General features: G+C 69.5%; 24 protein-coding genes. 14 read left to right on the forward strand and 10 right to left on the reverse strand.

All coding sequences use genetic code 11. From position 1 onward, the window contains the following. Positions 1–3: 3 nt before the first annotated feature. Positions 4–936: a LysR family transcriptional regulator gene (locus SOM10_RS15210; protein WP_056276933.1), complete on the reverse strand. Its 933-nt coding sequence runs from the start codon at positions 934–936 to the stop codon at positions 4–6. A 71-nt stretch (positions 937–1,007) separates the two neighbouring features. Here SOM10_RS15210 and SOM10_RS15215 point away from each other — a divergent pair, with 71 nt between their 5' ends. After that, complete coding sequence (locus tag SOM10_RS15215; RefSeq protein WP_320490869.1) at positions 1,008–2,738, forward strand: L-aspartate oxidase; 1,731 nt, start codon at positions 1,008–1,010, stop codon at positions 2,736–2,738. Between the two features lie 76 nt (positions 2,739–2,814). Here SOM10_RS15215 and SOM10_RS15220 read toward each other — a convergent pair whose 3' ends face one another. Continuing rightward, positions 2,815–3,234, reverse strand: a complete 420-nt coding sequence (locus SOM10_RS15220) for a hypothetical protein (RefSeq protein ID WP_320490870.1) — start codon at positions 3,232–3,234, stop codon at positions 2,815–2,817. Between the two features lie 16 nt (positions 3,235–3,250). Between SOM10_RS15220 and SOM10_RS15225 the strand changes: the two genes are divergently transcribed. The 5 genes from SOM10_RS15225 (at position 3,251) to SOM10_RS15245 (ending at position 7,784) form a co-directional block, all read left to right on the forward strand. Then, positions 3,251–4,744 carry an L-serine ammonia-lyase, iron-sulfur-dependent, subunit alpha gene (locus SOM10_RS15225; protein ID WP_320490872.1) on the forward strand — a complete coding sequence of 498 codons (1,494 nt, stop codon included), beginning with the start codon at positions 3,251–3,253 and terminating at the stop codon, positions 4,742–4,744. A 52-nt stretch (positions 4,745–4,796) separates the two neighbouring features. Further along, a complete protein-coding gene (locus SOM10_RS15230) occupies positions 4,797–5,549 on the forward strand; it encodes an AAA family ATPase (RefSeq protein WP_320490874.1) in 753 nt (250 codons plus the stop codon). Between the two features lie 34 nt (positions 5,550–5,583). Then, on the forward strand, positions 5,584–6,180 hold the full coding sequence (locus SOM10_RS15235; protein ID WP_320490876.1) for a TetR family transcriptional regulator: 597 nt from the start codon (positions 5,584–5,586) through the stop codon (positions 6,178–6,180). Positions 6,181–6,276: 96 nt separating this feature from the next. Then, entirely contained in the window at positions 6,277–7,053 is a 777-nt protein-coding gene (locus tag SOM10_RS15240; RefSeq protein WP_320490878.1) for an ABC transporter ATP-binding protein, read from the forward strand. After that, positions 7,050–7,784, forward strand: coding sequence for an ABC transporter permease (locus SOM10_RS15245; protein WP_320490879.1), 735 nt, complete (start codon positions 7,050–7,052; stop codon positions 7,782–7,784). The genes SOM10_RS15240 and SOM10_RS15245 overlap by 4 nt, the downstream gene beginning before the upstream one ends. A gap of 7 nt (positions 7,785–7,791) precedes the next feature. Here the strand turns inward: SOM10_RS15245 and hrpB are convergent, their stop codons facing one another. From hrpB to SOM10_RS15260, 3 genes are all read right to left on the reverse strand, one after another. Continuing rightward, entirely contained in the window at positions 7,792–10,344 is a 2,553-nt protein-coding gene (gene hrpB / locus SOM10_RS15250) for an ATP-dependent helicase HrpB (protein ID WP_320490880.1), read from the reverse strand. Positions 10,345–10,447: 103 nt separating this feature from the next. Further along, positions 10,448–12,049, reverse strand: coding sequence for an SPFH domain-containing protein (locus tag SOM10_RS15255; RefSeq protein WP_053098808.1), 1,602 nt, complete (start codon positions 12,047–12,049; stop codon positions 10,448–10,450). A gap of 250 nt (positions 12,050–12,299) precedes the next feature. Further along, entirely contained in the window at positions 12,300–12,728 is a 429-nt protein-coding gene (locus tag SOM10_RS15260; RefSeq protein ID WP_053098809.1) for a MarR family winged helix-turn-helix transcriptional regulator, read from the reverse strand. Positions 12,729–13,035: 307 nt separating this feature from the next. Between SOM10_RS15260 and SOM10_RS15265 the strand changes: the two genes are divergently transcribed. Continuing rightward, entirely contained in the window at positions 13,036–14,619 is a 1,584-nt protein-coding gene (locus tag SOM10_RS15265; RefSeq protein ID WP_320490881.1) for an SLC13 family permease, read from the forward strand. Between the two features lie 17 nt (positions 14,620–14,636). Here SOM10_RS15265 and SOM10_RS15270 read toward each other — a convergent pair whose 3' ends face one another. Then, a complete protein-coding gene (locus SOM10_RS15270; RefSeq protein WP_320490883.1) occupies positions 14,637–15,539 on the reverse strand; it encodes a PfkB family carbohydrate kinase in 903 nt (300 codons plus the stop codon). A 124-nt stretch (positions 15,540–15,663) separates the two neighbouring features. Then, entirely contained in the window at positions 15,664–16,680 is a 1,017-nt protein-coding gene (locus tag SOM10_RS15275; protein WP_320490885.1) for an NAD(P)-dependent alcohol dehydrogenase, read from the reverse strand. Positions 16,681–16,811: 131 nt separating this feature from the next. On the opposite strand from SOM10_RS15275, the gene SOM10_RS15280 reads away from it, so the two are divergent. The 4 genes from SOM10_RS15280 to SOM10_RS15295 all read left to right on the forward strand — a co-directional run bounded on the left by SOM10_RS15280 (position 16,812) and on the right by SOM10_RS15295 (position 21,126). Further along, positions 16,812–17,510 carry a DUF2306 domain-containing protein gene (locus SOM10_RS15280; protein ID WP_157538090.1) on the forward strand — a complete coding sequence of 233 codons (699 nt, stop codon included), beginning with the start codon at positions 16,812–16,814 and terminating at the stop codon, positions 17,508–17,510. Positions 17,511–17,514: 4 nt separating this feature from the next. Continuing rightward, complete coding sequence (locus SOM10_RS15285; RefSeq protein WP_320490889.1) at positions 17,515–18,630, forward strand: sensor histidine kinase; 1,116 nt, start codon at positions 17,515–17,517, stop codon at positions 18,628–18,630. Next, positions 18,627–19,313, forward strand: coding sequence for a response regulator transcription factor (locus tag SOM10_RS15290; protein WP_320490891.1), 687 nt, complete (start codon positions 18,627–18,629; stop codon positions 19,311–19,313). Before SOM10_RS15285 ends, SOM10_RS15290 begins: the two co-directional genes overlap by 4 nt. Before the next feature lie 178 nt (positions 19,314–19,491). After that, positions 19,492–21,126, forward strand: coding sequence for an Ig-like domain-containing protein (locus SOM10_RS15295; protein WP_320490893.1), 1,635 nt, complete (start codon positions 19,492–19,494; stop codon positions 21,124–21,126). Between the two features lie 66 nt (positions 21,127–21,192). Here SOM10_RS15295 and SOM10_RS15300 read toward each other — a convergent pair whose 3' ends face one another. Further along, positions 21,193–21,735 carry a hypothetical protein gene (locus SOM10_RS15300; RefSeq protein ID WP_053098813.1) on the reverse strand — a complete coding sequence of 181 codons (543 nt, stop codon included), beginning with the start codon at positions 21,733–21,735 and terminating at the stop codon, positions 21,193–21,195. Positions 21,736–21,889: 154 nt separating this feature from the next. Here SOM10_RS15300 and SOM10_RS15305 point away from each other — a divergent pair, with 154 nt between their 5' ends. Further along, a complete protein-coding gene (locus SOM10_RS15305) occupies positions 21,890–23,110 on the forward strand; it encodes a sensor histidine kinase (protein ID WP_056277026.1) in 1,221 nt (406 codons plus the stop codon). Continuing rightward, a complete protein-coding gene (locus SOM10_RS15310) occupies positions 23,107–23,709 on the forward strand; it encodes a response regulator transcription factor (RefSeq protein WP_053098815.1) in 603 nt (200 codons plus the stop codon). Before SOM10_RS15305 ends, SOM10_RS15310 begins: the two co-directional genes overlap by 4 nt. A gap of 206 nt (positions 23,710–23,915) precedes the next feature. Here SOM10_RS15310 and SOM10_RS15315 read toward each other — a convergent pair whose 3' ends face one another. Next, positions 23,916–24,632 (reverse strand): cation transporter, encoded by a 717-nt coding sequence (locus SOM10_RS15315; RefSeq protein ID WP_320490899.1) that lies wholly within the window; start codon positions 24,630–24,632, stop codon positions 23,916–23,918. After that, the gene (locus tag SOM10_RS15320; RefSeq protein ID WP_320491359.1) at positions 24,632–24,967 is read right to left on the reverse strand and encodes a helix-turn-helix domain-containing protein; all 336 of its coding nucleotides are present in this window, start codon (positions 24,965–24,967) and stop codon (positions 24,632–24,634) included. Before SOM10_RS15320 ends, SOM10_RS15315 begins: the two co-directional genes overlap by 1 nt. Before the next feature lie 121 nt (positions 24,968–25,088). Here SOM10_RS15320 and SOM10_RS15325 point away from each other — a divergent pair, with 121 nt between their 5' ends. After that, complete coding sequence (locus tag SOM10_RS15325) at positions 25,089–25,559, forward strand: GNAT family N-acetyltransferase (protein ID WP_320490901.1); 471 nt, start codon at positions 25,089–25,091, stop codon at positions 25,557–25,559. Positions 25,560–25,567: the final 8 nt, after the last annotated feature.

Below are 25,567 nucleotides of genomic sequence, written 5' to 3' on the forward strand. Positions count from 1 at the left end.
CGATCAGTCGAGCAGGCTCGTGATGGCAGGGTCTCGGCGGGCGACCTCAGCGGCCGTGCCGACGATGACGTGACGCATCGCGGCCACCGCGACGGCTGGCGTGACGTCTGCACGGTGGGCCAGGCTCACTGTGCGCCTCATCATCGGGTGCGAGATCCTGACCGACCGCAGCGCCGGCTGATCGAGCAGCACCATCGCCGGGACCACGGCCACGCCGACGCCTCGTTCGACGAAGCGGAGCAGCGCGTCCATCTCGGCCCCCTCGAGGACGAAGTTCGGGGTCAGCCCTGCCGAGCGGAAGGCCGCATCTGTCGTCGCCCGCAGCTCATAGGTCTCGTCGAGCGCGATCAGCGGCAGGGTGGCGAGGTGGGCGAGGCTCATCACCGTGGAGGTCGAGACGGGAGGCTCGGATGCCGCGGACACGACCACCAGCTCTTCGGTCAGCAGCGGCATGCGCGTCAGGCTGAAGCCCGACGGCGGCGGACCCTCCGACTCCGTGATGAGAGCGATGTCGACGGCACCCACGGCCAGCTGATCGACGAGCAGCCTCGACCCGCTCTCGGTGAGGTGCAGGTCGACGCCCGGGTGGGCGGCGTGGAAGGTGCTGATCGCCTCGGCGACGAGGCTGATGCAGAGGGTGGGCGGTGCGCCGAGTCGCACGCGGCCACGGCGGAGTCCGGCGAGTTCGGCCATCTCCTCGCGGATCGCGTCGGACTCGGCGAGCATGCGCTGAGCGCGGGGGAGCAGGGCCTCTCCGGCGGCGGTGAGTCCGATGTGCCCGCGCGCCCGGTGGAAGAGCTCGGCGCCGAGCTCGCGTTCGAGTGTCGAGATCTGTCGGCTCAGCGACGGCTGCGCGAGGTGCAGGTGCTCGGAGGCGCGGGTGAAATGGCCGAGGCGGGCGACCTCGACGAACCCGCGGAGCTGCTCGAGGTTCATGTTTTCAGTGTATCGATACCAGTAGAACAATGCATTGGAGTTATCGGGACACCGTACTTAGCGTGGAAGGCATGAGCACTCGCGAACGTCAGATCTCCACCACGGTCCTGGTCATCGGCACCGGCGGCTCCGGGCTGCGGGCGGCGATCGAGGTCGCCGAGCACGGCATCGACGTCCTCGCCGTCGGCAAGCGCCCGCGCCAGGACGCGCACACCTCGCTCGCCGCCGGCGGCATCAACGCCGCGCTGGGCACGATGGACGAGGCCGACAGCTGGCAGCAGCACGCCGCCGACACGATCAAGGAGAGCTACCTGCTCGCCAACCCGCACACGGTCGAGATCGTGACGCAGGGGGCCGAGCGCGGCATCCGGGATCTCGAGCGCTGGGGCATGGACTTCGCCCGCGAGGACGACGGCCGCATTTCGCAACGGTTCTTCGGGGCGCACACCTTCCGTCGCACGGCCTTCGCCGGCGACTACACGGGTCTCGAGATCCAGCGCACCCTCGTCGCGAAGGCCGAACAGCTCGAGGTGCCGATCCTCGACCACGTCTACATCACGCGTCTGCTCGTGCGCGACAACGTCGTCTTCGGCGCCTACGGCTTCGACCAGTCGGACGGCACGCGCTACCTCATCCACGCGGATGCCGTGATCCTCGCCGCGGGCGGGCACAACCGCATCTGGCGCCGCACCTCGTCACGACGGGACGAGAACACCGGAGACTCGTTCCGGCTCGCGGTCGATGCGGGCGCCCGCCTGCGGGACCCGGAGCTCGTGCAGTTCCACCCGTCCGGGATCATCGAGCCCGAGAACGCCGCCGGGACCCTGATCTCGGAGGCGGCCCGCGGCGAGGGCGGGATCCTGCGCAACGCCCTCGGTGAGCGCTTCATGTCGAAGTACGATCCGGAGCGCATGGAACTCTCGACACGCGACCGTGTCGCGCTCGCCGCGTACACCGAGATCGCCGAAGGACGGGGCACCGAGAACGGCGGCGTCTGGCTCGACGTCTCCCATCTGCCGCGCGAGACGATCATGACCCGTCTGCCCCGCGTCTACCAGACGATGATGGAGTTGCAGATGCTCGACATCACGATCGATCCGATCGAGATCGCGCCCACCGCGCACTACTCGATGGGTGGCGTGTGGGTGCGTCCCGACGACCACCAGACCGACGTCGACGGGCTCTACGCGATCGGCGAGGCATCGAGCGGCCTGCACGGAGCCAACCGCCTCGGCGGCAATTCGCTCATCGAGCTGCTCGTCTACGGGCGCATCGTCGGGCAGGCGGCCATGGCGCATGCCGCGGGGCTCGACGCTCAGCGCCGCTCGGCGGACGCGGTCGCCCAGGCCCGCGCCGAGATCGACGACCTTCTCACGGCCGACGGTCGCGAGAATGTGCGAGCCCTGCAGCGCGCGATCCGCAACACCATGACCCAGCACGCCGGTGTCGTGCGGTCGGAGGACGGACTCCGTGCCGGCCTCGCCGAACTCGACATGATCGAGGGGCGGATGGAGGACATCGGCATCCACCCGGACATCGCCGGATTCCAGGATCTCGCGCATGCCTTCGACCTCAAGGCATCGGCGCTCGCCGCGCGAGCCACTCTCGAGGCTGCGCTGGAGCGTCGGGAGACGCGCGGATGTCACAACCGCAGCGACTACCCCGACACCGACCCGACGCTGCAGGTCAACCTCGTCTGGTCGCCGACCGGCGGAGTCACGCGCGAGTCGATCCCGGAGATCCCCGCCGAGATCGCCGAGCTCATGCGCGAGGTCGACACCGAGGGCAAGCTCGTCGAATAGCCGCATCCGAACTCGCTCCCGTCGCAGGGTGCATCGCGACGGGAGCGGTGGGGTGGTCGAGCGAGGTAGGAGTCGCTCAGTCGCCCTCGTCGGTCTCCGGACCGTCGATGACCCCGATCCCGACCGCCTCATGGTCGGGCTCGGGGTCGTTTCGCGACGGAGCCTTGGGCTCTTCCGAGGGCTCCTTCTCGGTGCTCGGCTCTTCGAGTTCGTCGTTGCTCGGAACCTCCGGCGGATCCGCGTCTTCGGGGGACTCCGCCTCCGCCGGCTTCTCGGCGGTGTTCGCCGGATCCTTGAACTCGCCGGCATCGCCGGACGAGGGCGTGGGAGTGGGGGTCTGGGCCTCGGGGTCGAGGCCGGAGGTCGGGTCCTGCTCGGGCGTGCTGTTCGTCATGATCGTCCCTTTCGCATCGAGTGCACCCCCAGCATCCGTCAGCGGCTGCGAGGCGAGAAGGGCCTTGACGACAGCCTCCGGAGCGTCCGTCTTCCTGCGCACGACGTAGGCTGAGGAGGTGACAGCGTACGTCTCGGCCTTCGATCTCTTCTCCATCGGAGTGGGTCCCTCGAGCTCCCACACGGTCGGGCCGATGCGGGCGGCCCTCGCGTTCGCTCAGCGCCTGCGCTCGTCCGGAGCTCTCGATCGCGTCGCCCGCATCGCATGCACGCTGTACGGCTCTCTCGGCGCCACCGGAATCGGTCACGGCACGCCGGATGCGGTCGTCGCGGGCCTTCGCGGGCTGTCGCCGGAGGGCTGCGACCCGGCCGACGTGCGCGCCGCCTGGACCGACCTTCGCGACGGCGCCACGGTGCGCGTCGACGGGGTCCATGAGATCCCGTTCTCGAAGGCCGACATCGTCTTCGAGCCGCGAACCCGGCTGCCCGGTCATCCGAACGCGATGACCATCACCGCCCGGGACGATGCCGGCGGTGTCGTCGCCGAAGAGACCTATTACTCCGTCGGCGGCGGGTTCATCCGCCGGGACGGCGAGGAGGCGAAGCTCGCCTCGGCCCCACTGCCCTACTCGTATGCCGACGCCGCGTCGCTGCTCGCACTGTGCGACGAGCACGGACTGTCGATCGCCGAGATCGCGCGACTCAACGAGACCGCTGAGCGCTCGGAAGAAGAGGTCGCCGCCGGACTCGATGCGATCTGGGACGCCATGGCTGCGTGCGTCGAGAACGGACTGCACTCGGACGGCGTCCTGCCGGGGATGCTCAAGGTCAAGAGGCGGGCGAGCATGATCCGGGCGCAGCTCGAGGAGGCGGAGGCCGACGGTCATCGCGAGCTGCCGGGAGAGTGGCTCGGTGCCTTCGCGCTCGCGGTCAACGAAGAGAACGCGGCGGGCGGTCGCGTCGTCACGGCGCCGACCAACGGCGCGGCCGGCATCCTCCCCGCCGTCGCGATGTACTGGTGGCGGTTCCTGGCGGATTCGGGCCTCGGTGCGGGCAATGCCGTGACGCCGTACGGAGAACTCGTCGGCAGTGCGCTGCTCGGCTTCGACGGCACGCGGGCGATGGAGGCGGCGCAGGCCGAGGACGACGACGCCGTCGCCGACGCGAACCGCCGCCGTGGCATCCGTCGGTTCCTCCTCACGGCCACGGCACTGGGCTCGCTGTTCAAGGCCAACGCCTCGATCTCGGGGGCCGAGGGCGGCTGCCAGGCCGAGGTCGGCTCGGCCTGCGCGATGGCTGCCGGAGGGCTCACCGCCGTGATGGGCGGCACCAACCGGCAGATCGAGAACGCCGCCGAGATCGCGATGGAGCACCACCTCGGGCTCACCTGCGACCCGATCGGCGGCCTCGTGCAGATTCCGTGCATCGAGCGCAATGCGATCGCCGCGTCGACGGCGGTGACGGCCGCCCGTCTGGCGCTGCGCGGCGACGGCAGCCACTATGTCTCCCTCGACGCGGTGGTCGAGACGATGCGCCAGACCGGAATCGACATGTCGACCAAGTACAAGGAGACCAGCGAGGGTGGTCTCGCGGTCAACGTCATCGAGTGCTGAGTCATTCCGAGCGCGTCGGCGGCTGCGGATAGCCTCCTCTGAGGAGGCGCGCATGGAATCGATCTGGACCCCGGGCAGTCGCAGGCGGCGGGAGCAGCCCATCGTCGCCGTGCGCGCGAATGGTGACGCGCCGGATTCCGGCCGCATGTGGCCGACCACCATTCCCGCCGTCGCCCAGGTGCTCGAGAAAGGCATCGATCTCGCTCCCGGGGTGACCTTCCTCGTCGGCGAGAACGGCAGCGGCAAGTCGACGATCGTCGAGGGCATCGCCGTCGCCTACGGGCTCTCGCCCGAGGGAGGGTCCCGCCAGGCGATGCACAGCACGCGCCCCAGCGAGTCGCCGCTGTCGGAGTGGCTGCAGCTGCAGCGCGGAGTCGGAGCCAACCGCTGGGGATTCTTCCTGCGAGCCGAGACCATGCACTCGTTCTACACCTACCTCGAAGAGAATCCCTCCGCGAGGGGCGACGTGGCGTTCCACGAGATGAGCCACGGCGAGTCCTTCCTCGCTCTGCTCGACAGTCGATTCGATGAACCCGGCTTCTACTGTCTCGACGAGCCAGAGGCAGCGCTCTCGTTCCAGTCCACCCTCGCCCTGATCGCGGTGCTGCAGCGCATCGTCGACGACGGAGGTCAGGTGCTGTGCGCGACGCACTCGCCGGTGCTCGCCGCGCTGCCGGGAGCTCGCATCCTCGAAGTGGGGGAGTGGGGCATCCGTCCCGCCGAGTGGAACGACCTCGAGCTGGTGAACCACTGGCGGTCGTTCCTGCAGGACCCGCCGCGGTACCTGCGGCATCTGCTCGACTGAGGGGAGCGCGCAGATCTGGTCGTAGGCTGGCGCCATGACCGAGCAGCGTGCGCCCAAGAAGCGCGGGCGTCCGCGTGGCGTGTCCGATGCGCGCGAACGCATCATCGCCGCCGCAGTCGACGAGTTCGGCGAGCACGGATACGACGGCACGACGGTGCGCTCGATCGCGGCTCGTGCCGACGTCGACTCGGCGCTCGTGCACCACTACTTCGGCACGAAGGCAGACCTCTTCGCTGAGGCGGTCGGCATTCCGCTGCGCCCCGACATCGACGTGCCGGCCATCGTCGCGGGTCCGCGTGACGCCGTCGGCGAGCGTCTCGTGCGGTACGTGCTCGAGGCCTTCGAGCAGCCCGACATCCGTCGCCGCGGCGTCATGCTCATTCGGACGGCGATCGGCAGCCGGCTCACCACGCCCCTTCTCGCGGGGTTCCTCTCTCGCGAACTCATCGGCCGGATCGCGAAGACGCTCGGCGTCGCGGATGCCGAGCTGCGTGCCACACTCGTCGCCTCGCAGATCGCCGGCCTGCTGCTCACGCGCTACGTGCTGCGGCTCGCGCCGATCGCCTCGGCATCCGTCGATGACATCGTCTCGCGGGTCGGACCGACCGTGCAGCGCTACCTCTTCGAATAGCGCGGGCCACGCGCCGCACTGCCGCCTGCATCGCGCCTCGGTTTCGGGCACGAGTGCCCGTTGACCCCGCGACTCGCGCGGCGGATAATTCATCACATGATGAATAAAGCGGCGGTCGAGATCTCGGGGCTGCGAGTGCGACGGGGAAGGACGCAGGTCTTCGACGGTGTCGACCTGGTGATCCCCCGGGGCGAGATCACCGGCTTGCTGGGTCCCTCGGGATGCGGCAAGACCACGCTGATGCGCTCGATCGTGGGTGTGCAGCGGATCACCGCCGGAATGGTGACGGTGCTGGGAGAACCGGGCGGATCGCCGCGGCTGCGGCATCGGGTGGCGTACGGAACACAGGGTGCCGCCGTGTACGGCGATCTCACCGTCCGGCAGAACCTCTCGTACTTCGCGGCGGTGCTGAAAGCACCGAAGGGCGACGTCGACCGGGTGCTCGACGAGGTCGGGCTTCGGGCGCAGGCCGCCCAGCTCGTCGACTCGCTCAGCGGTGGCCAGGCGACGCGCATCTCGCTGGGGATGGCACTGATCGGATCCCCCGAGCTCATCGTCCTCGACGAACCCACGGTCGGCCTCGACCCCGTGCTGCGCGCCGAACTGTGGGACCTGTTCCGCGGCCTCGCCGCGCGCGGCGTCACCATGATCGTCTCGAGTCACGTGATGGACGAGGCGCTGCGATGCGATCGGCTCGTGCTGATGCGGAGCGGGCGGATCATCGCCGACACGGACCCAGCCGGACTCCTCGCCGACACGGGCACGACGGAGCCCGAGGCGGCGTTCCTCGCCCTGATCGAGCGGGACAGCAGAGCGACCGGGGGTCCAGCGGCGGGCAGCACCCGGCGCGCACGGCGGGAGGCCTCGGAATGAACGGCGGTCGGATGCTCGCCACCGCCGCCCGGGTGCTCGGACAGCTGCGGCACGATCCTCGCTCGATCGCGCTGATGCTGATCGCCCCGAGCCTGCTGGTCGGACTCTTCGCGTGGCTCTTCAGCGATCAGGACGGCGTGTTCGATCAGTTCGGGGGAGCGATCCTCGCGCTGTTCCCATTCATCGTGATGTTCCTGATCACCTCGATCACCACCCTGCGGGAGCGACGCTCCGGCACCCTCGAACGTCTGATGACCACTCCGCTCGGCAAGGCCGACTTCATTCTCGGCTATGCCCTGGCGTTCGGGCTGATGGCGCTGCTGCAGGCGATCATCACCGTGTCGTTCGCGGTCGGCGTCTGCGGGCTCGACGTCGAGGGTGAGCTCTGGCAGCTCGGACTCGTCGCCGTCGTCGACGCTCTCCTGGGCACCGCCCTTGGGCTCCTCGCGAGCGCCTTCGCGCAGACCGAGTTCCAGGCGGTGCAGTTCATGCCGCTGCTCGTCTTCCCGCAGATCATCCTCGGCGGGCTCTTCATGCCGCGCGATCAGATGCCCGACGTGCTGTACGCCATCTCGGACTGGCTGCCGCTGAGCTATGCGATCGACACGATCAACGCCGTCACGGCCGGCGACGAGGGGTGGGACGTGTACGGACCCCTGCTGGTCGTCGTCGCCTTCGGAGTCGGAGCGCTCGTCCTCGCATCGCTGACCCTGCGACGTCGCACCGCGTGAGGCAGGGTCAGCGCGCGGCGCGGTTCTTGGTGTGCTTCGTGGGCACGGCCGCCCACGGATCCTCCGGCCAGGGATGCCTCGGGTAGCGCCCTCGCATCTCCGCGCGAACCTGGGCGTAGGGGCCCGACCAGAACGAGGCGAGGTCGTCGGTGACCGCGAGAGGGCGCCCCGCGGGCGACAGCAGATGGAACAGCACCGGCACGCGTCCGTCGACCAGTCGAGGGGTCTCGGCCCAGCCGAAGCACTCCTGCAGCTTCACAGCGACGACCGGGGGTGCCGAGGTGTCGTCCGGGTCGGGGTAGGCGATGCGGATACGGGATCCGCTCGGCACCGCGAGGCGCTCGGGTGCGAGCTCGTCGAGGCGCGCCGCCTCGGGCCACGGCAGCAGTCGACGCAGAGCCGAGGACAGATCCACTCGCGCTGCGGGGGTGCCGCCCGCCAGGGTGTCGAGCTCGGGAGCGAGCCAGTCGTCGAGAGTGCCGAGCAGCCCGGAATCCGACACGTCGGGCCACGGGCCGCCGAGCTCTCGCCGCAGCAGGGCCAATCGGCGTCGGAACGCGGTCGCGGCATCCGACCAGGCGAACATGCCGAGCCCGTCGCGCAGGACCGCGCGGCGCACGGCATCCCGCCCCTCTCGAGCAGAGGGGCGCACGGGCGAGGACGAACGCAGGATCGCACCGACGCGGCGCTCACGGCGCGCCTGCACGCGACCTCCCGTGAACTCCGCCTCGACTCGGTCGGTCAGCAGGTGGCTCGCAGCGCGTTCCATCTGGGCTTCCGTGAGCACAGCCGCGGATCGGATGATCGCGCCTGACCCTGCCGCCACTCGCGCCGTGGCCCGCGCGACGTCGGCGACCGCGAGCCACTCGACTGCGGCGAGCGGGCCGGTGACTCCGGCACGGGTTCCGGACGCCAGGAGGAAGACCGCTCCGTCGGCGGTGCGCTCGACACGATGCGCGATCCGGTCGGGGAATGCGAGTGCGATCACGAGTCCGACGCCGTCGAGATCCGATCGCACGTCTCTCGCCGGAGCGACCATGCGCTCGAGGCGGTTCGCGTCCTCACGCCAGCGGCGAGCGTCCGGTGTCCGTCCGCCGCGCAGGGTGATGAGCGCCGGTGCGACGTCGGCCTCGGCGATGCGCAGGTCGCCGCCGAGCACGGCGACGACCTCTGCGGCGAGACGGCTGCCGACGACCGGGCCGCCGTCACGGAGAGCGCGGGCGAGCCGGGGGTCGGCGGGGATCCGGGCGAGAGCTCGACCCTCGGCCGTGGCGCGGCCCTCGTCGTCGATCGCGCCGAGACCGCGCAGCACCGAGACGGCATCGGCCAGGTTGTCTGGGGGCGGCGGGTCGATCATGCGCAGGCCTTCTGCCCCCGGGGCACCCCAGCAGGCGAGCAGCAGGGCGGCATCCGCGAGGTCGGTCACCGCGATCTCGGGTGCCGGGCGGGCCGGGGAGGCCGCATAGGTGCGCTCGTCGACGCAGCGGATGACGACGCCCGGTCCCTGGCGCGTGGCGCGACCGGCGCGTTGCACGCATGACGAGCGCGACGCGGCAGTCGTGACCAGACCCGTCATGCCGCGCGCGGCATCACGCTGCGGATGCCGCGACAGACAGCTGTCGACGACGAGGCGCACTCCGGGCACGGTGAGCGACGACTCCGCGAGCGAAGTCGTCACGATGATGCGCGGAGGCTCGTCCGGTCGACGGCCGCGGATCACGGCATCCTGCTCCGCCGCGGGGATCTGACCGTGCAGCTCTCGCACGTCGAACGCCGCGCTCGCATCGCGGATGCGGCGGGCGATCTCCGACACCTCCCGCGCGCCCGGGGCGAACACCAGCACATCGGCCCGAGGGTTCTCGCGGACCAGCTCGAGTGCGGCCGCTGTCGTCGTGCGTGCGACGTGGTCGAGGAAGCCCCAGGTGACACCACGCTCATCGAGGCGCGGCGTCGAGCTGGGAGCCCAGCGCTCGGTGAGAGGGAACGCCGGCACAGCGTGGTCGACGATCGCTGCGGGCAGGTCGTCGGTGCCGAGGACGGAGGCGATGCGCGCAGCATCCAGCGTCGCCGACATGGCGACGACCACGAGGTCGTCGCGCAGCTCGCGGACCTCCGAGAGCAGGCCGATCAGCAGGTCGGTCTCGAGTGCGCGCTCGTGCACCTCGTCGAGGATGACGGCATCCACACCGTCGAGGCCGGGGTCGTCGATCATGCGACGCAGCAGCACTCCGGCGGTGACGAACTCGATGCGGGTCGCCGCACCTGCCGAGCGCTCGCCGCGCACGGTGAAGCCCACGCGGGTGCCGAGCGCCGAGCCGTCGAGATGAGCGAGGCGGCGGGCTGCGGCGCGAGCCGCGACGCGGCGAGGCTGGGTGACGATCACGCGCCCGGACGACCGTGACGCCAGCAGCGGCGGCACGAGAGTGGTCTTGCCCGTGCCGGGCGGGGCGCTCACGACCACTGATCCGCTCCCGTCGAGCGCGGCCCCGAGTTCGTCCAGCGCGGCCGCGAACGAGAGCCCGGCGCCGATGGCGGCGAGGTCGAAGGCGTCGGCGGTCATTCCCTCAGTCTGCCTGGTCTTCGGAGTCATCGAGCACGGGTGGCGGAGACGACGGATGCCGCGACCGAATCGGCCGCGGCATCCGCTGTGCGCTGTGTGCTGACTACTCCGCTGCGGGAGCCGGAGGTGCCGGCGGCGGCGGGGTGGTCGGCGCAGACTGGCGGGTCGGCGTCGACGGTGCGGATGCCGCAGCCACGCCTTCGCCGATCCCGCGACCCACGGCCTGGCCCTGGATGATCGACGCGAGGTCGAGGCCCGTCGCCGCGCTGACGCTGTCGAACACCGACTTGAGTGCCTTCGCGCTGTCGGCGCCGACGACGCTCGACGCGCCGTCCTCGCCGGAGCCGCCGATGATCGAGACGCTGCCGATCGCGGCGTAGCCCTTCGAGAACTCGGCCATGATCGACGGCAGGGTGTCGAGCACCCGCTGCGACAGGAACGCGTCCTGGTTCGAGGCGATGGCCTTCGCCTCTGCCTCGACGGCGGCGGCTCGCGCCTCACCCTCGGCGCGGATGGCGTCTGCTTCGGCGTTCGCACGCAGTCGGCGGGCCTCGGACTCGGCCTCGGCCTGCGCACGCAGTGCGTCGGCCTCACCGGTGGCTCGGGCGATCGCGGCTGCGGCCTCACCGTCGGCCTTGGCCTTGTCGGCCTGCGCCTGCTGCTCGGCGATGCGGGTGCGGGCCTCGGCCTGCTTCACCTGCTCGATCGCGCCCGCCTCCGCCGCACGCTCACGCGTGTAGAGCTCGGCCTGTGCCCGGGTCTCTGCCTCATAGCGCTGTGCGTCGGCGACGCGCTTGACGTCGGCGTCGAGCTGGGCCTGGCGGTTCTCCGCCTGCTGCTGCAGCACGGCCTGCTGAGCCTGCTCGCGGGCGAGGTTCTCGGCCTGCTCGGCCTCGGCGCGAGCCCGACCGATGCCGGCGTTGGCGTTGGCGGTGTTCGTGTCGAGAGCCGTCTGCTCGACCAGGTTGGCTTCCTGGTTGGCGATGTTCTTCTGGTTGATCGCGCGGTCGGCGTTGGTCTGCGAGATCTCGGCAGACTGACGCTTCGCCTGGATCTCGGGAGCACCGAGCGACTGGATGTAGCCGACCTTGTCGGTGATGCCCTTGATCTGGAACGAGTCGAGGATCAGACCCTGCTCGGCGAGCTCCTGCGAGACGTCGGCGGCGATCTGGTCGGAGAATTTCTTGCGCTCGCGCATGAGCTCGACGACAGACAGCGTCGCGACGATTCCACGGAGCGCACCTTCGAGCTGCTCAGTGGTGAACTGCTCGATCGCCTTGTCCTGCGAGGCGAAACGCTCGGCGGCGCGGCGCACGAGGATGGGGTCGGAGCCGATCTTCACGATGGCGACGCCGTCGACGTTGAGGGTGACGCTGTCGAGCGACTGGGCCTCGGCGTTGAGCGACACCTGACGCGAGCGCAGCGAGATGATCTCGTGGCGCTGGGTGATCGGGTTGACGAGGGACTTGCCGTTCACGATGACCGTGACGGGCGACTCCGACATCTCGTCTCTGGTCGTGCCGTCGGCCGAGATGACGGCCCGCTGCACCTTCTGCTTGCGCCCCGAGATGACGAGCGCCTCATCGGCGCGAGCCACCTTGATCCAGCTGCGTGCGAACAGCAGCAGGATGAGCAGGACGACGATAGCGATGGCTATGCCGATCCCGACGATGATCAGGATGCCGACGATTCCGGCGATCTCCATGGATGACCTCCCTGGTTCCCCCCGAGGGGGCGGTCGTGGATGCCGGCGCGGCCGCGCGGGCGTTCACGCTCCACCCTGCCAGAAAAGAGGGGAGGGTGTCGGGGCGGGATGCCGCCGGATCTCGGCGATGCGGAGGAGATCTGCGATACGGAGGAGACTCAGCGCCGCGACATCCTCCGTACGGCGGAAACCCTCCGTATGCGCCGAGCTCGTTCGGTCAGCGACCGCGGATTGCGAGCGTGCGTCGGGGTCAGCGACCGCGGAGCTTCTCCGCCAGATCGCGGAGCGTCTTCAGCTCGGCGTCGTCGAGGCGCGACATCCGCTCGGCGATCGACCGGCCATGCACCGTGGCGACGCTGCGGAACTGGCGCACACCGGCATCCGTGGCCCTGATCAGCGCACCGCGCCCGTCGTCGGGGTCGGGGCACTTCGAGACGAGTCCGCGGGCGACCATGCGGTCGACGAGGCGCGAGACGCTCGGCTGGCTGATCAGCATGTTCGCCGTGACGTCGCGCAGGCGGGCCGACATGCCGGGGGAGCGGGTCACAGTGAGCAGCACGTCATACTCCGCCTGCCCGAGATCGGTGTCATCGAAGTCGGTGTTCATCTCCGTGAACAGCTCGTGCTGTGCACGGAACAGGCTCTCCCAGGCCTCGAGGGCGAGCTTGCGATCGGTCATGGAGAACAGCGTACTGGCAACAGTAAAGGGCCGGTCGGAGAGGCTCCCGACCGGCCCTTGTCCCTTGCACCAAGAGTGTCCTGCAATCACATGCGGTGTATGCCACAGCAAACATTCACCGTGCGATCACTCTATAACGGCGAGGTAACGAATGCAACGGTTTGGTCACGGAAATCTCGAGGGCCTGGGAAGCGATCCGGCTGAGGGCAGGCGAAGATGGTGATGTCTCCTGAACAGGGGACGACGCGCTCGCCGCCGACAGCCTTCCCATTCGCTCTCATGCGCACCCCGACACCGGAGACACACGATGAACCCCGAGATCATCACCTTCCTCATACTCGGTGCGGCCGTGATCGCGTTCGTGTCGAACCGCATCCCGATGGTCATCGTCGCGATGGCGGTGCCCATCGCTCTGTGGGCGACGGGAGTGCTCTCGCTCGGCGACGCCTTCGCCGGGTTCGGCGATCCCATCGTCCTGTTCATCGTCGCTCTGTTCATCGTCAGTGAGGCGCTGGATGCCACGGGCGTCACGTCGTGGGTGGGACGGCAGCTCATGCGCCGCGCCGGCAAGAGCCGTTCGCGCCTGCTGCTCATCGTGTGTCTGCTGGCCGCCGTGCTGTCGGCGGTGATCAGCATCAACGGTGCCGTGGCTGCCCTCCTTCCGATCGTGGTGCTCGTCGCGGTACGGGCAGGCATCGCGCCGTCGCGCATGCTCCTCCCGCTCGCATTCGCCGCCGGCGCGGGGTCGCTCCTCACGCTCACCGGAACGCCGGTCAACATCCTCGTGTCCGAGGCGGCTGCGGAGGCCGGTGGGCGTGCGTTCGGGTATTTCGAGTTCGCGATCGTCGGCATCCCGATGGTCGTCCTGACGGTCGTGCTCGTGCTCGCGCTCGGAGACAGGCTCCTGCCCGAGCGCGTTCCGGACCGTCTCGAGGAGCCCGCCGACCCGAGTCACGATGCACGCGCCTGGCGCGAGACGTATGACGTCGCGCTCGATACGGGCAGCCTCTTCACGGTCGGCGAGGGCGTCGCGGAGGTGCTCATCGGGCCGAGGTCGAGCCTGATCGGCCGGGTCGTCTCGCCCGGGATGACGACGCGACAGGAGGACCTGGTGATCCTCGCGCTCCGGCACGGCAGCCGTCCGGGCGATGTGGGCGGAAGGGCGACCGGCGCGGTCACGCTGCAGGCGGGTGACTCCGTGCTCGTCCAGGGGCCGTGGGAGGCACTGCACCGCTATACGAGCTCACCCGATGTGATTCCGGTCAGCTCGCCCCAGCAGATGCAGCGGACAGTGCCGCTCGGCCGGGGTGCGCGGCGCGCGCTGGTGATCCTCGGAGCGATGGTCGTGCTCCTCGCCACGGGTGTCGTCCCGCCCGTCATCGCTGGCCTTCTCGCGGCCGGTGCCCTCATCGTCACGCGGGTGCTCACCGTGACGCAGACGTTCTCGGCGATCTCGTGGCCCACTGTCACGCTCATCGCCGGGATGATCCCGCTGTCATCGGCGTTCGTCTCCACCGGCGCCGCCGATCTCGTCGGCGACGCGGTTCTCCAGCTGGTCGGCTACACCTCGCCCCATCTCGCTCTGCTCACCATCTGCGTCGCGTCGGTGATCCTCGGGCAGTTCATCTCGAACGTGGCGACCGTGCTCGTCATCGCGCCGATCGCGGTGTCGGTCGCATCGAGCATGGGCGTCAGCGTGCAGCCGTTCATGATGGCGCTCACGGTCGTCGGAGCGGCTGCGTTCCTGACGCCGATCGCGACACCCGTCAACCTCATGGTCATGCAGCCCGCCGGCTACCGATTCGGTGACTACTGGCGTCTCGGTCTCCCACTCGTCGCGATCTACGTCGCCGTCGCGGTGCTCTACGTCCCGCTCATCTGGCCGTTCTGACTCCCGATCACGCGGCATCACCGCACGAGGTGCGCGAGTTCCGGCCGACCGCCCAGCCGTGCCACGGTCGACGAGGCAGCCCGTGCAGCGAGATCCGCGACGCGATCCATCGACCACCCGTTCGCGATACCCCGCACGAGTCCCACGAAGAATGCGTCGCCGCCTCCCGTGCGGTCCACCACGGTTTCGTCGTCGTCATGTGCGCGGTAGGCGCTGCCGTCCTCCCAGACGACGAGGTCGCCTTCGCCTGCCACCTCCACGGCCGCTATGCGGGGTCCGCGAGCGAGCAGCCACCGGCACGCCTCGTGAGCCGAGTCCAGGTTCGACACGGCGATCCCCGTCAGTCCTTCGGCTTCCGTGGCGTCGGCACGCACGACGTCCGCTCCGCCGAGCAGTTCGTCGCGAACCTCCGGCTCGGGCGCTCCGTCGAGCGCCACCGTCGCGTCCGCTCGTCGCGCGATCATCAGAGCGGCCGACAGTGCATCGCCCGGTTGCTGAGACTGCAGACAGATCGTGCCTGCACGGCTGACCGCGCTCGCCGATGCCTCGACATCCGCGACGGTCAACAGCGACGTCGGCGGGACGTGCTCGAGCAGCATGCGCCGCGATGCCGGATCGACGACGTCCACCAGCACGGCCGAGCCCCCGCGCCGCACCACCCCGCAGACATCGATTGCGTCGTGCAACAGGGCGGTGACGAGCCGCTCTCCGATGTCGTCCTCTCCGACCACGCCGACGATCGCGACCGAACCCCCGAGCTGACGAAGGCCTACGGCCTGGTTCGCGCCTTTGCCGCCGAGGAGCCGTCGCAGCTCCGACACGCTGACGGGCTCATCCGGCTCGGGGAGCGCATCTCCCCTGAGGACCAGATCCTGGGCGATCTGGCCGAACACCGCGAAGCGGTCTCTTCTCTCCGACATGGGTGCGCCGCCCTTCGACCATCGTGACAGCACGAGGCTAAGCGTCGACGACGCCCACCGAGAGGGCATTGCGCGAGCGGGGCGCCGCTGTTAGCCGCGATGTCGAGCGAGATGCTGCCGGTCATCACCCATGCGCGTGGTTCGCTCCGGGCTGGGGGATGCGCAGCACCACGTTTCCCCGCTTGCGGCCGGTGTCGACGTGGCGGTGCGCCTCGACGATGTCGGCCAGATCGAACGTCCTGTCGATGACGGCCCGGAAGCGACCGGAATCCGCGAGGCTCACGAGGTGGGCGAGGTCCTCCGCGCCCGGCGTGCCGACGTTCCAGGTGACGAGCTTTCCCGACCGGCGAGTGTGCCCGCGGCTCGTCAGCATCGACCGCAGATCGCTGATGACGAGCAGCAGCGCACCGCCGGGGTTGATGAGTGTCTCCACCCGGCTGAAAGGGGCATTGCCGACGCAGTCGACGATCACGTCGTACGTGTCGCCCCCCGCCGCGAACTCCTCGCGGGTGTAGTCGATGACCCGATCGGCGCCGAGGGACGCGACCAGTGGGACGTTGCCGCCGCTCGTGACGGCGGTGACGTCTGCTCCGAGCTGCTTCGCGAGTTGTATCGCGGCAGTGCCGACCGCGCCGGATGCTCCGTTGACGAGCACGGAGGTGCCGGGGCCGATCGCGACCTGGGCGAAGAAGCACTGCGCGGTGATGCCGCCGAACACCAGCGTCACCGCCTCTTCGAAGCTCATCGTGTCGGGAGCTCTGGTGATCGGGCCGTCGGCAGACAGGCGCACGTACTCGGCATGACCGCCGAACGCTCCGCCGGTCGAGGCGATCACCCTGTCGCCGGGTGCGAAGGCGGTGACGCCCGAGCCGACAGCCGCGACGACGCCCGCGGCATCCATGCCCAGGATCGGCCGACTGGGACGGAACACGCCGAGTCCGACTGCGGCGAGCACCCCGAGGCCGGCCGGGATGTCCCGAGCGCGGGCGCGATGATCGCCGACGCTCACGGTGCTCGCGTGCACCCGGATGAGCACATCGCCGGGCCGGGGCGTGGGGACCGCCCGCTGTTCGAGGCGGACCTCCTCAGGGGCGCCGAAGCGGTGGTAGACGGCCGCGGTCATGGTCGTGTCAGTGGTCATGTCTCGATGCTTGTCGTCCCGGGGATGTTCGTCATCGGCCAGGAAGCCCGGATCCGCTCGGCCGAAAGTACGGTTCCGAGTCCGTGCTGACGGCCGATGCCCCCGACTGTCGATGAGACGAGCATCGAGACATGTCGCAGCAGATGAAGGCCGCCCGATCGACTCCCGAGCAGAAGGAGCGGCGTCGGCGATCGAAGAGCGGGTGGCCGGCGATCACCGGCCTTCTGCTGCTCAGCGTGCTTCCCGTGATCGGTGGAGTGCTTCGTCTGCAGGAGGTGAGCGGGGAACCCGTGAGGACTCTCCTCCTGGCGTCGACGGTCGCGATCGTCGCTCACATCGTGGCGATGACCGTCTACTGCGTTCTCGGGGCATTCCAGTTCTCACCCGCGCTGCGAACGCGGCATGCCTGGCACCGCGTGGCCGGCCGCGTGCTGATTCCCGCAGGATTCGTCGCGGCCCTCTCAGCGGCCTGGCTAGCGGTCTTCTTCGGTGGTCCACCGGATGAACTCGCGCTCGCGATGGTTCGTCTCGTCTTCGCCGTGGCGATGACCCTGTTCCTCGTGCGGAGCGTGATCGCGATCACACGACGCGACTTCGTGGCGCACGGGGCCTGGATGACCCGCGCCTACGCCACCGCCGTGTCGGGCGGAACCCAGGCGCTCGTCTTCGCGCTGTGGACGATCCCCCTCGGTGAGGTCGACGCCTTCGGTGAGGCATGGCTCGTCGCCGCCGCGTTCATGATCAACAGTGCCGTGGCGGAGCTGCTCATCCGGCGCCGCTCTCGCCGGCGGACGCGCGGGGTGTCGCGCCGTGGTGCGCTTGTATCATGACAGCGTGACCGGGCTCGTGCGTTCCGTGTGGAGTGCGCCGAGCGCTGTGCCCCCTCCGCCGTCCCGAGTCTGGCGGGATTGGGTGCTCCTGGCCCTCGTCGCCGTCCTGGCCGTGGTCGAGGGCATCGTCCGCACCGACCTGACGCAGCCGCTGTTCGCGGTGATCGCCCTCCTCGTCGTGCTGCCGACCGTGCTGTGGCGCCGCACGAAGCCGCTTCTCATGCTCATCATCGTGATGGTGCCGGTCGATCTGCTCCTGCCCGACTCGGCGCTGTACTCGAGTCTCTTCGTGATGGTGAACGTGTACGCCGTGTACCGGTGGGGGGCAGGTCGCGACCTCGTGATCGGGTCGGCCATCCTCCTGGCGAGCCTCGCGCTGACATTCGTCCGCGGGGAAGGCTTCGATGAACTCGTCGGGGGGTTCGCGCTGCTGCTGACGGTCGCCCTGTGCGGCATCGCCTTTCGCTACCGGGCGGGATCGAGACGACGAAGCCTCGACCGGATCCGGATGCTGGAGCGCGAGCACCTGGCTCGCGACCTGCACGACACGGTCGCCCACCATGTCTCGGCGATCGCGATCCGCGCCCAGGCGGGCATCGCGGTGGCCGGGCGGGACTCGCGCGCAGCGCAGGATGCGCTCGGCGTGATCGAGGCGGAGGCGGCCCGGACGCTGAGCGAGCTGAGGTCGATGGTGCGAGTCCTGCGGCAGGGCGAGACGGCCGAGCTTGCGCCGAGCGCGCAACTGGACGACATCGCGCAGCTCGCCGGAACGCGGCCGGGCGGAACGGTCGTCGTCGTCGAGGTCGCGCGCAACGACGACAGCATCCCGCCACCCGTGGCTGCCGCCGTCTTCCGTCTCGCGCAGGAATCGGTGACCAACGCCCTCCGTCACGCGCGACAGGTCACCCGCGTCGACGTCCGCGTGGAGGCAGACGCGGGTGGTGTGCGCCTGACAGTGACGAACGACGGAGACGTGGCCGCGTCGCCGACTCCCGGCTTCGGCATCATCGGCATGAGGGAGCGTGCTGCCCTCCTCGGCGGTGCCTGCGAGGCGGGTCCGGCGTCAGGCGGCGGATGGATCGTCAACGCGGTGCTGCCCCGCGCCGGGTGGGCGCCATGATGATCCGAGTGCTCGTCGCCGACGATCAGGAACTCGTGCGCACCGGACTGAGCATGATCCTCGGCGCCCAAACCGACATCGAAGTCGTCGGTCAGGCGGCCGACGGCACCGAAGCGGTCGCCCTCGCCCGCAGTCTGCGACCGGACGTGTGCCTGTTCGACATCCGGATGCCCGGCCTTGATGGCATTGAGGCGACCCGGATGCTCGCCGGCCCAGGGGTGCCCGATCCCATAGCGGTCGTCCTCATCACGACCTTCGACCTCGACGAGTACATCTTCGCGGGATTGCGGGCCGGCGCCAGAGGGTTCCTGCTCAAGGACGCCGGGTCGGAGCTGCTCGCCCAGGCGATCCGCGCCGCAGCGAGCGGTGATGCCCTGATCGCCCCCAACGTGACGGTGCGCCTGCTCGAGGCCTTCGCCGGATCGGCCGCCGCCGCACCATCGCCGCCGCCGGTCGAGTCGCTGACCGAGCGCGAGGAGCAGGTGCTCGCGAAGGTGTCTGCGGGTCTGAGCAACGGCGAGATCGCGCGCGAGCTGTTCATCACCCTCAGCACGGTGAAGACGCACGTGGCGAGCCTCATGACCAAGCTCGGGGTCCGCAATCGCGTCGAGATCGCCATCTGGGCGCATCAGACGGGGCGCATGAGCCCGCGAGCCACGGGCGGGGAAAACCGGAATCGATGACGGCCGGGACGCGTCGAGACAGTCCGCGGTACGCGGCAGCCAACACCGCATCCCGGTATATCGGAGTTGTATACCGGTTGCCGCGTAATCCCCCCGCTTTTTCCTGATCTCTTAGATGTGTCGCATTGGGAGCGACGCGAATCGGATGGGGAGAACGATGACTGGGGAGCGTGGTGTCGTGCGTGCACGGACGAAGAGGATGAATGAGGCCAGGAGAGCCGGGGGAGCGAGGCCGCGACAGCGCGGCATCGTGGCGATCATCGTGGGGATGGTCTTGGCGATCGCGGGGCTGCTCGGCTCCACCGCGCCCGCAATGGCGGCTCCGTCCGTGACCTATCCGGGGGCGATCGGCAGCGTCTCGCTCGAGAACGAGAACGGCGGTGGCCCGCTGGTGCAATGGCAGACCGTGCGGATCACGGGCGAGTGGGCCGTCCCGACCGGGGCGCAGGCAGGGGAAACCTTCGGGATGACCCTGCCCGCGGAGTTCAGCCGTCAGTCGGCCGGTGAGTTCACGATCACAGACCCCGTGACGGGTCTGGTCATGGCGAACTGCGTCGTCGCTGCCGGCCAGGGGCCGGACATGGTGTGCACTCTGACCGCAGCGGTCGACGGCCTCGAGGAGGTCGGCGGCTCGTTCTGGATGGAGGCGCGGGCTTCGCAGTCGACGACCAGCGAGACCGTCGAGTTCGACCTGGGCGACACGATCGAGATCGTCGACCTGCCCGGTGACGGCGGAGTCGTACCGGGAGATTCGGCGGAAGAGGACGAGCCCTACAAGTACGGCGGCGAGACCGCGACCCCTGGACTCCTGAAGTGGGTCATCGGTATTCCGAGCGGCTATGTCGACGATGGCGCCTTCACGATCACCGACACCCTCGATGCCGGACTGACCGAGCACCGCTACACCGGCGAGTTCCATCTGGCGCGACGCGCTGTCGAGAACGGTGCAGTGGTCGGCGACTGGAGCGCGGTCGATTCGTCGGCCTACGTGATCGATCTCGCCGACGACGGGCGCTCATTCGAGTTCGCCGTCACCGATCTGCCGACCGGCGGATTCGCTTACGAGCTCGTGTACTTCACGCAGGCGGATGCGCCGGTGTCCGAGGGAGATGTCTTCGGTAACCACGCGATCGTCAACACGTTCGCGACCTCGGCGACCCACACGGTCGTCGAAACGGGTGGTGGCGACGGCAGTGGTGTCTCGTACACGACGTTCGGCATCACGAAGGAGCTCACTGGCGCGCAGGCGGATGCCGCTCGGGATGCGACCTACACCGTGCGCTATTCGGTCGAGGGTTCGGATGCGGCAGCCACAACGATGACGGTTCCGGTGGGGGAGTCGGTGCTCAGCGGACGTGCTCCGCTCGGTTCGACCTTCGTGATCGAGGAGATCGATCTGCCTGAGATCCAGGGTGTGACCTGGGGTGAGTGGACGATCACCGGCGACGGCGTCGTCGACGTCGGAGACGGCACCTTCGAGGTCACGCCGGAAACCACGGCCGGTATCGAGCTCACCCTCACCAACATCGCCAACCCGGTGCCCGTCGTGACGCCGACGCCGACTCCGACGCCGACTCCGACTCCGACGCCGACCCCGGCCACGCCGGTTCCGACCCCGACCCCGACGCCGGTCGCAACTCCGGCACCGACTCCGGCGCCGACGCAGGCCCCGGTCGCGGCTCCCGGCGAGCTCGCTCTGACGGGAGGCGAATCGGGCGCGGCATTCCTGTCGTTGGCGGTCGCACTGATCGTCGGTGGCGGACTGGCCACCGGAATCGCCGCCAGGCGCCGTTCGAGCGCCGGACGTCGCTGACCCCGACACGCACGGAAGCCCACTCGCGTTCGGCGAGTGGGCTTCCGTGCGTTCGACGTCGTTGTCTCAGCGGATCGCGTAGACGGCGCTGCCGACGATCACCGCGACGATCGTCGTCCAGCCGATGATCGCGACAGCCTGCCAGATGAGGATGCGGACCTTGCCGACACCCGCCGCGGCGAGCATCGTGGCGGTGAACTGCGTCGGCAGCAGCAGCGGACCGAGCAGGCTGACCCCCGGCACGCCGTAGCGCTCGAACGCCCGCTGGAACTTCTCGCGGCGGGCGCCACCGCGGTCGGAGTCGATCGTGTCTGCGGGTGCCGCCTCGACGGCTCCGCCACCGGCCGCAACGGCCTGCCGGCTGCGGGACCGGTTCACGATCGCGGTGCGTGCACCGGAGCTCGCGATGACGAGCACGGCCACGCAGAGGAAGTTGCCGACGATCGCCGCGACGGCCGCGATCACCGGATTGATGCCGCCGATGATGCCGATCGACACGGCTCCCTCGCCCTCGATGAAGGGGATGGCGCCCGCGAGGGCGACGATGAGCGGCTGAATGAGTTCAGGCACCTGGGCGACGAAGCCCTGGAAGGTCTCGATGAGATTCATGGGTGGCTCCTGCCGGTCTGAGCGACGGTGTCTCCGTCGCGATGCATCCAGTCCACCGTCTGGCGTCGTGCTGCGGCAGTGCCGAACCGTCACTGCTTTCCGGGTGGTTCGCCCGCGGCATCCATGACATGTGTCACGCCCGTATCGTGGGGGCATGCGCAGCACTTCTCCGGTCGTCGATCCTGCCGACGACCCACCCCCGGGAGCCCGCCAGCTCGCCCGAGGCATCACCGCGACCTGGTGGTACACGGTGTCGGCCGTGGCCTTCCTCGAGCTCTTCCTGGTGCTGGTCTGGACGCTGCAGGCGCTCGCAGTGCCCGGCGATGCGACGGCGGCGTTCGTCGTCGGCGTGGGTGGCCTGCTCTGGTGGGGCTCCACCATCGTGCTGCTCGCGGACTATCGCCACCGGCTGGATGCCGAGCCGGGCATCGCGTGGACGCGCATCGCCCTTCCGCTGCTCATCGCGGTCGGCTACGGGATCGCGGGCGGCCTCGTGCTCGACAGCTGGCTGCTCGCGCTCATGCCCATCGCTCAGTCGGTGCTGCTGCTCAACTGGCCCAAGGGGGTGCGCCTGCGGATGGTCGTCCTGACCACCGTGGTGCTCGTGCTCGTCGCCGTCGCCGACGCCGCTCGGGGCGCGACCGAGATCGCGCTCCCCGGCTGGATCCCTGCGCTGTACGCGATCCTCATCCCGGCGATGTCGGTGAGCTCGCTGTGGTGGTGGGATGTGCTGGTCACCGTCGATCGTGCGAGGGCGTCGGAGGCCCGCCTCGCCGCGACGCAGGAGCGTCTGCGCGTGGCGACCGACGTGCACGACCTCCAGGGGCACCACCTGCAGGTGATCGCGTTGCAGCTCGAACTGGCCGAGCGCCTGATGAGGATCGATCCCGACGCCGCGCTCGAGCAGCTCCGGGCCGCCAGGGTCAGCGTCGACGAAGCCAGGCAGGGGACCCGAGATCTGGCGACGCGCTTCCGCTCGGTGCCGCTGGGTGACGAGGTGGCGAATGCCCGTGACCTTCTCGCCGCGGCCGGACTCTCCGTCGAGGCCGACATCGCACCCGACGCCGATGAGGCGCCGTCATCGGCTCTCGGTCCCGTCATCAGGGAGACGACCACGAACGTCCTGAGGCACGGGGCCGGGCGACGGGCTCGGCTCGACCTTCGCAGGGTCGACGACGGGTGGCGCTACGAGGTCGCGAACGATGTGGTGACCGGCGTGGCGACACACCCCGTCGGGTCGGGCCTCGACGGAGTGCGACGCCGGATCTCGGAGGCGGGAGGAACCCTGGAGATCCGGGAGGATGCCGACGAGTTCATCGTCTCGGTGACGGTTCCGCGATCCGATGTGTCGACCGCAGATGGGCAGAGCCGATGATCCGTGTGCTCCTCGCTGACGACGAGGGGATGATCCGTTCGGCGCTCGCCGCCCTGTTGCGTCTGGAAGGAGACATCGAGGTGGTCGCCGAGTGCGCCGACGGTGAGCAGGCGCTCGCTGCCGCGCTCGCTCTGACGCCCGACGTGTGCCTGCTCGATCTCGAGATGCCCGGTCTCGACGGTGTGGAGGTCGCGGAGCGATTGAACCGAGCCATCGTCACGCGCTGCGTGGTGGTCACCCGTCACGCGCGTCCCGGGGTGCTTCGGCGGGCTCTCGCATCGGGTGTCGCGGGCTTCCTGCCGAAGTCACGAGGAGCGGATCAGGTCGCCGATGTCATCCGCAGGGTCGCCGCCGGTGCCCGCTACGTCGATCCTGAGATCGCGGCCGACGCGCTGAGCGACGAACGGTCGCCCCTCACGGATCGGGAGCTGGACGTGCTCCGCGCCGGGCGCCGCGGTGAGACGACGACCCAGATCGCCAGGACCCTCTCGCTCGCGCCCGGCACGGTGCGCAACCACATCTCGGCGGTGCTCGCGAAGCTGTCGGTCGGCACCCGCCAGCAGGCGGTGCTGATGGCCGAGGAGCGCGGCTGGATCTGACTGCGCGGACGCCTGACCCGTGAAGCCCGGAAGGGCGGGTGGGGCCGTGGGAGTTGCCCCACCCGCGAGCCGCTCAAAGGGGAGAGTGCGGCTCAGACCCGAAACCGGCTCGTATCCCCCCAGGCCGACTTCAGGTCTCGTATGCAAGACCCCGAACTCGGCGGAAAGTGACGCGGGCGGGAATTCTTTCTGGAACTCCGTGGTCGTCAGTGCATGTGACGCGCGTCGTCGTGACGGTGGTCGTCGTGCACGTGCTCGTGGTCGTGGTCGTGGTGCTCGTGCTCGTCCTCGAGGATCATGCCGATCGAAGTGGCACAGGCGTCGCCCTTCCAGGCTTCGAGACCCTCGCGTACCGCGAAGACCGCGATGACGAGGCCGGCGACGGCATCCGCCCACCACCACCCGGACAGGCTGTTGACGCCGAGTCCGATGAGCACGGCGGCCGAGAGGTAGCTGCAGATCAGCGTCTGCTTCGAGTCGGCGACGGCCGTGGTCGACCCGACCTCGAGGCCGGCGCGTCGCTCGGCGAACGACACGAGCGGCATCACGATCACACTGACCGCGGTCAGCACGAGACCGACCGTGCTGTGCTCCGGCCGATCACCGCCGAGCAGCGACAGCACCGACGACGTGACGACATAGGCCGCGAGAGCGAAGAACGCGACGGCGATGACACGGAGGGTGGGCGTCTCCCAGCGCTCGGGGTCGCGTCGCGTGAACTGCCAGGCCACGGCCGCTGCCGAGAGCACCTCGATGCTCGAGTCGAGCCCGAACCCGATCAGCGCGGCCGACGATGCGACTGACCCTGCGGCGATCGCGACGGCCGCCTCGATCACGTTGTAGACGATCGTGAACGCCACGATGAGGCGGATGCGGCGGTGCAGAGTCGCGCGTCGTTCGGCGGTGAGAGTGCTCGTCGACATCAGCAGCTGCATCCTTCGCCGTCGCAGCAGTCCGGATCGACGATCAGCGTGATGCGCATGAGCTCGTCGAGCGCGGTCGCGAGATGCGGGTCGGCGAGCGCGTAGCGGCTGCGGCGTCCGTCCTGGACGCTTTCGACGAGCCCGCATGCTCGAAGGCACGCGAGATGGTTCGACAGGAGCTGTCGGCTGACCCCGAGCTCGTCCGCGATGTCGGACGGGTACGCCGGCGCCGCTCGAAGCGCCAGCAGGATGGCTGCGCGCGTCGAGTCCGACAGGGCATGACCCAGGCGGGCGACGGCGGCGGTATGGGTGGGCGAGGCGGCGAGGGTCACGATGCGACTGTACAGAAAAACGTGAATTAAGAGAATCGTGAATCTATGGTGACGCGCGGCAACATCCCCGACATCTTCGCTCGGTACCGTGAATCGGGCGGCGACATCGGATCGAGAGGGCGACATGGGAGTGACGGTCGAGCGGGTGACATGGTCGCATCCGGATGCGGAGCGGCTCAGGGCCGCGCAGCGCAGCGAACTCGATGCGCGGTACGGCAGCGACGACCATGAGCCGGGCGTCATCCCCTCCGCGGACGACGTGCCCGTCTTCCTCGTCGCACGAGAGGAGAGCGGGCTCGCCATCGTATGCGGCGGTCTCCGACCCCTCGATCCGGCCGTGCTCGGAACCGACGTCGCAGAGATCAAGCGGATGTACGCGGCTCCCTCCGCGCGCGGGACGGGCGCAGCCGTGGCGCTGCTGCGCGCACTCGAGGGAGAAGCGCGCCTGCTCGGCATCCGGTCCCTCGTGCTCGAGACGGGCACCGCTCAGCCGGATGCCGTGCGCTTCTACGAACGCGAGGGCTACGGACCGATCCCGCTGTTCGGCCACTACATCGGCAGCGGTCTGTCCCTGTGCTTCGCCAAGTCTCTCTGACCTGGCCG

The organism is Microbacterium sp. CFBP9023, from assembly GCF_034045055.1.
In the GTDB taxonomy this organism is placed as follows: Bacteria; Actinomycetota; Actinomycetes; order Actinomycetales; family Microbacteriaceae; genus Microbacterium.